4 protein-coding genes are annotated in these 5,007 nt (G+C 33.7%); 2 read left to right on the top strand and 2 right to left on the bottom strand.

The window, feature by feature from the left end; genetic code table 11:
- Positions 1-297 precede the first annotated feature (297 nt).
- Positions 298-684: a hypothetical protein gene (locus GOQ24_RS14455; protein WP_160340010.1), complete on the bottom strand. Its 387-nt coding sequence runs from the start codon at positions 682-684 to the stop codon at positions 298-300.
- Between the two features lie 441 nt (positions 685-1,125).
- On the opposite strand from GOQ24_RS14455, the gene GOQ24_RS14450 reads away from it, so the two are divergent.
- Both GOQ24_RS14450 and GOQ24_RS14445 read left to right on the top strand, forming a co-directional pair.
- Entirely contained in the window at positions 1,126-2,205 is a 1,080-nt protein-coding gene (locus GOQ24_RS14450; protein ID WP_160340009.1) for a hypothetical protein, read from the top strand.
- A gap of 4 nt (positions 2,206-2,209) precedes the next feature.
- Positions 2,210-3,004 carry a hypothetical protein gene (locus GOQ24_RS14445; RefSeq protein ID WP_160340008.1) on the top strand — a complete coding sequence of 265 codons (795 nt, stop codon included), beginning with the start codon at positions 2,210-2,212 and terminating at the stop codon, positions 3,002-3,004.
- A 97-nt stretch (positions 3,005-3,101) separates the two neighbouring features.
- On the opposite strand, the gene ggt is transcribed toward GOQ24_RS14445, so the two are convergent.
- Complete coding sequence (gene ggt / locus GOQ24_RS14440; RefSeq protein WP_155091690.1) at positions 3,102-4,778, bottom strand: gamma-glutamyltransferase; 1,677 nt, start codon at positions 4,776-4,778, stop codon at positions 3,102-3,104.
- Positions 4,779-5,007 lie beyond the last annotated feature (229 nt).

Here is a 5,007-nt window from a genome sequence, read left to right as displayed (position 1 = left end):
CTTTACTACTTCGTCATTTTATAATACCATAAAAAGCAGTTTAGGGAATATTTTGACAATAATACACCTAATTAGTCACAATTATTCAATTTTCAAACACAAATGTAATTGATAAAGTAAAAAATAATACTTAGAAAAACAATAAGATCTATCACTACTAATATTGTTGATTAAAAAGTTAATAGACTAACAATAATATAAAACAGTAGCAAACAATATTTAAAAATATAGGCTGCTTCAACAAGTTGAAACAGCCTATATATAAGTTAACAAGGTTACTAATTAATTGTAGAACGCTTAGAAAGTTATATTTCCAACTAGCACACTACCTGAAGCTTTTGACTCTTTCTCCACTTTTCCATTTTTTAAAAGTTGAATAGTCATCTCTGCAGTTTCATCATTCATATCAATAGCATGACCAGTAACAGAAACGGCAACATTCGAGGCTTTGTCAAAAGTCTTAGTCCATTCGGTTTTACCCAAGTTTGCAATAGTTTCAGTAGTGCCGTTATTCACAACAACAATATTACCTAAGTAAGCATTATCTGTTGTTTTGGCAACTACTACATATTTACCCTTTTGTTCTGGAGTTGCTGTATCTGATGAATTATCATCACTACTACAAGAGATCAATCCTGAGAATGCTATGGCACAAACAATAGCCAATTTCGCTTTTTTAAACATAACCTTTGATATTTTATTTTTTACGCAACAAAGTAAAGTATAAATACAAATATTCGCAATAAAAATATCTAAATCGGAAAATTATCTACAAAACGAACAGATATTACACACATCGAGTAACAGAATACACAAAAAGACCTATTGTGCCATTTTTTTTCAATATAAAATCTAAAAAACACATCCACTAAATTCTACAAATCATTCCTTTATAATTTTAGTATTTAGCGGTAATATTCTTTGCAATACTACATTTATTTAACTAAAATATCACTTCATTTGATTTTATAACACATCACTACTGTTTATTCAAAACATTCTTTGTTTACTATACTTAATCACATCATTTCTATTTGTTTAATGAATTTAACACTCTAATTGTTGTTTTACTTTCACCAATATTATGTTAACATAAATAAAAACAACTTAAATAATCTAGAAATTATGAAAAAACACATCTCTACTGTTATTATGATTTGTTGTGTGGTCTTCTCTTTTGTTTTTGGAGCTTGTTCAAGCGACGACAACGACTCGAAAGACTCAACACAATTAGTATTACAAGCAAGTGCAACCAAAGCACTTGTAGGAGAAACTATCACCTTTACTGTATTGGCTGATAAATTACCTATTGAAGGGGTGACAATTACCGAAAAAACTTTAGGACAAATTAAAGATTTGACTTGGACACCTACAAAAAGTGGTACCTATCAATTCACAGCAAAGAAAGAAGGTTATCAAGATAGTAAAACACTTACAATTGTTGTAGAAGAGGGAATTGGCAAATTAAACATCGAAACGAATCGAACATTCGGAAAACCTAATGATGTATTTGAATTTAAAATCACATCTAACGGACAACCTGTCCAAGACGTAGAAATTGAAGTGGTCGGTCTTGAAAGATTTACAGGAAATACTTGGACTGCTAAAGAGTTTGGCACTTTCAAGTTCATTGCGCATAAAAAAGGATTCGCATCCAGTGATGTCTTAACAATTGAAATTAAAAACTACAGCTACTTCACTTATAAAGATGAAATCTACCTATTGGATAAATCATACTTTAACTTCTATAGAACAGTTACTGAAGATTTTGGAATATTTGATGTCTGGGGATTAGTAATGATGTCTGATGACTTTGAAAACAAAATCGTTTTCTTAGCTGGTTTTGAAAGAAAAGATCCAAAAGAATTGACTTTCCCTGAAGAAGGTGAAGTATTATTCGGAGGTTTTGCTGCAGCTCAATTCTATGCCAATGGTATGCAACTTAGAGAAATAAGCACACTTGATTCTACTATGTTTATTACAAAGGTTGAACCATTCAAACCTCTTAGAGAAGATTTCTATATATCTGATAGAGTTGCCATAAACTTTGACTTTGTTCTTGAGAACAATACTTCTATTAAAGGAGAGTTAGACGGACCATCTGAGCTTGATTTTGAAACAGTTCAAACAGGTACAACTAGCACAAATATATTATCATCACTGTCTGACAAAGAGGTACTTCAACTAATTAAACGTAAAAAATAAAACTATGATAAACAAAATTAAACATTCACTATTACTGGGTATTAGTTCTGTATTTATACTTTTTAACCTTGCTTGTTCAAGCGACGACAACGAGACTAAAACAGACCCTATAGACGAGGTTAAAACAAAACTTGAACTTACAGTTGATAAAAATACGGGGAAAGTAGGAACTTCTTTTGAATTCACTGTCAAAGCCAATGGAGCTATAGTAGAAGGCGTTAAAATAGAACTAATAGGAAAGTATCCACTTGAGAAAAATACTTGGGTTGCTTTAGAAGAAGGTGAGTTCTTATTTAAAGCAACTAAAGTAGGATTTGAAGAGAGTAATATCATTAAGATCAATATCAAAAATCCAAGTCTTTTTACTTATGATGGAAAAGAATATACACTAAATTCACTGCGTTTTAACTTTAAAACTCCTTATGCATACGGACCGTATATATACGATATATACAATATGATTCTAAAGTCAGAGGACAATAAAAACACAATTGAAATACAAGTAGCATTTTTAAGAGAGGATAATAATGTAATTATCAATCCTTTTGCTCACCAAGTTGAATTTGCAAAATGGGCAGAAGCTACCTTCATTCTTAACGGTCAAAAGTTAAACGAGGTTATTAATATGGAGTCAAAAACTTTCATCAATATTAAAAAACTAGACGCTTTCGATGACCTTGGAGATTACAAATATCTTTCACCTGTAACTGAAATAGACTTCCTGTTCCAGTTTGAGAGTGGAAAAGAGCTTAAAGGGGAATACTTTGGTAAAGCTTCTCTTGATTTTGTTAGAGAATAAAAACTAAACCAACAACACACTATAAATTACTAAAGCCTATTACAATGATTGTAATAGGCTTTTTTATATAGAAATTACTTTAACTGGTATTTACTTATTAATATCCTTTTGCAATATCATCTCCTCTAGGATCTGCTCCTGCTTGATATTCTCCGTTGGGCAAAACTAAAACTCCCTCCACTCTACCATAAGGTTTACGCTCTTGTAACAAATACTCTTTTTTAGCTAATTCCTCTTTAACTTTTTGATCAATTGCCAATGGTTCAAAATCAATGCGATCAGGCAACCACTGATGGTGAAAACGCGGTGCTGCAACAGCTTGTTGCATATTCATTCCAAATTCCACAACATTCAAGATAGTCTGAAATACAGAGGTTATAATAGTCGAGCCTCCAGGAGTTCCAACAACCATATATAATTTGCCATTGTTCTCTAAAATAGTTGGAGTCATAGAACTTAACATACGCTTATTGGGCTGAATTGAGTTAGCCTTTCCCCCTACAAGTCCGTACATATTTGGCGTTCCTGGTTTTACTGAGAAATCATCCATTTCATTATTCAACAAAAAGCCAGCTCCCCCTACTACAACCTTAGATCCATACGAATCATTCAATGTTGTTGTTGCCGATACAGCATTTCCCCATTGATCTACTACACAATAGTGTGTGGTCTCTTCGCTTTCTTTAGCTGCGATCTCACCAGCTTTAATATCAGAACTCTTGGTAGCTTTATCGAAAGACATAGTTTCCATGCGTCCAACATTATAGTCTTTGTTTACCAATTGACTCACTGGCACTTGATAAAAATCTGGATCTCCTAAGTGTTCAGCGCGATCTGCATATACACGACGCTCTGCCTCAACCATTACCTGCACAGTTTTCTCAGCTTGAAAACCCCATTTTTTTAATGGATACTTCTCTACCGATTGAAACAGTGAAATCAAAGCAATTCCCCCGCTACTTGGTGGAGGCATAGAGATAACTTTAAGTCCTTTGTACTGTCCAATAATAGGTGTCCTCCATACTGCTTGATAGTTTTTCAAATCCTCTAAACTCATCATTCCATTGCCTCTTTTCATTTCTGCAACGATTAACTCAGCTGTTTCTCCTTCATAAAATCCTGCTCTACCTTTTTCTTGTATGCGCTTAAGTGTATTGGCTAATTCCCCTTGTATAAATACATCACCAGCCACCCACTTTGTCTTACTTGTTATGGCAGTTTCTTTGGTATTATACTTTAAAAATACTTGATGATTCTTAGTAAACTCATCAGCTTGTTTCTCTGTAATTGAAAAACCCTTTTCAGCTAACTCAATAGCAGGTTGAACTAAATCACTCCAAGGTAGACTACCATATTTCGCATGTGCTTTAACCATTCCGTCTACTGTACCTGGTACTCCTGAGGCTAATGCTCCTTTCATACTAAGCTCTGTGATTGCTTGTCCATCTCCTGACCAATACATGTTCTCTCTTGCCTGTGAGGGTGCTTTTTCTCTATAATCCAAAGCGTCAACTCGACCATCTTTACCCCTGTAGATCATAAAACCTCCACCACCGATATTTCCCGCATTGGGATAAACCACTGCTAAGGCTAACTCAACGGCCACTGCCGCATCTACAGCATTACCTCCTTTTTTTAGGATTTCAACTCCCACTCGACTTGCCTCTGGATGAGCCGAAACGATAACTCCATTTTTAAAGGTTTCAGGGTTCTGGGCGATTACCTGCATCACACCAGATGCTAAAATAAATAACCCAATTGCTATTCTTTTCATATATGTGTTTTTGATTGTTTACTACTTCTCAAGTACGATAACTACTTACTTGAAAAGTGAAAGATAATACAATTGAGAAATTCTCAAAAGATTCAATCAAAAAAAACCCCACAAAGCGTGGGGTTTTGATTATCTGTTTTAAATTGATTTAGTCAATCTAACTCTATTAATTTAATTCCTTTTTTAATTTCAATCAAAATCTGGATAGACCTAGCTATAGGTTCAATGC

The organism is Myroides sp. LoEW2-1, assembly GCF_009767705.1.
Classification (GTDB): Bacteria; Bacteroidota; Bacteroidia; order Flavobacteriales; family Flavobacteriaceae; genus Flavobacterium; species Flavobacterium album_A.
Note: the sequence above shows the minus strand (reverse complement) of the source record. Positions and strands in the feature narration are given on the sequence as shown.

Bases quoted from the DNA above. Each gene is read 5' to 3' on its own strand.
- GOQ24_RS14455 (WP_160340010.1), bottom strand. From the start codon at position 684: ATGTTTAAAAAAGCGAAATTGGCTATTGTTTGTGCCATAGCATTCTCA.
- GOQ24_RS14450 (WP_160340009.1), top strand. From the start codon at position 1,126: ATGAAAAAACACATCTCTACTGTTATTATGATTTGTTGTGTGGTCTTC.
- GOQ24_RS14445 (WP_160340008.1), top strand. From the start codon at position 2,210: ATGATAAACAAAATTAAACATTCACTATTACTGGGTATTAGTTCTGTA.
- ggt (WP_155091690.1), bottom strand. From the start codon at position 4,778: ATGAAAAGAATAGCAATTGGGTTATTTATTTTAGCATCTGGTGTGATG.